General features: G+C 63.2%; 1 protein-coding gene. It reads right to left on the bottom strand.

The window, feature by feature from the left end; translation table 11 throughout:
* The coding region (locus HU806_RS26165) for an OprD family porin (RefSeq protein ID WP_186615793.1) at nucleotides 1-953 on the bottom strand (953 nt) is incomplete at both ends.

Raw genomic sequence — 953 nt, 5'->3', positions numbered from 1 at the left:
TTCACTTTCACGGCCCCATTCCTTGCCATCGTCGACCGTGGCGGTGTGCACGTTGTCGCCGCTGATGTAGCGGTTCATCAGGGTCAGGCCCGGCACGCCAACAGCGGCGAAGTTGAAGTCGTGGCGCACTTGCCAGGATTTTTCCTTGGCATTGTCGTAGCTGGAGTTGTAGCTGTCGTTCGCCAGGGTGCCGCCGCTGGTGCCGTTGACGCGCATCCAGCCATCGTCGCCGCCGACTTTCTGCAGGCCGACGTATAAGGTGTTGCCGCCGTATTTGGCCGAGAGCATCGCGAACGCGGTTTTGTTGTCCAGGTCGCCGGCCAACGCGCTGCCGTCTTCCTTGCCGGTGAAGTAGCCGAGGTTGGCGCCCAGGGTCCAGTCGCCCATCGGTTGGCTGTGGGTCAGGTTGAAATATTGCTGCTGGTAGATGTCGGACAGTTCCGCGTACCAGACGCCGACCTGGGTGCGTTTCTCGTTGAAGGCGTATTCGCCGCCGCCGAAGTTGAAGCGGTCGGAGGTGAACGCGCCGCGACCGTTCATCGACATGTCTTCCATGCTCGCGTCGTTGCGCGGGCTGTTGGCGCGGAATTGGCCGCCGTACAGGCTCAGGCCATTGATTTCGGTGGAAGTCACCTGGCCGCCGCGGAAGGTCTGGGGCAGGGAACGACCGTCGTCGGAACGCAGGATCGGCAGCACCGGCATCCATTCACCGACTTTCAACTCGGTTTTCGAGACCTTGGCCTTGAGCGCGACGCCCAAGCGACCGAAGTCATCGGCCGGGCGACCGTCGTCGTGCACCGGCAGCAGCTGTGTGCCGGCCGTGCCGCGACCGCCGTCGAGCTTGATCGAGTACAGGCCGAGCACGTCCACGCCGAAACCGACCGTGCCTTGGGTGAAACCGGACTTGGCGTCGAGGATGAAGCTTTGGGTCCACTCTTCGGCTTTGCCCTGGG

The sequence above is a fragment of the Pseudomonas sp. SWRI154 genome, assembly GCF_014268645.1.
Classification (GTDB): domain Bacteria; phylum Pseudomonadota; class Gammaproteobacteria; order Pseudomonadales; family Pseudomonadaceae; genus Aquipseudomonas; species Aquipseudomonas marvdashtae.
This window is presented reverse-complemented; position numbering and strand designations above follow the sequence as displayed.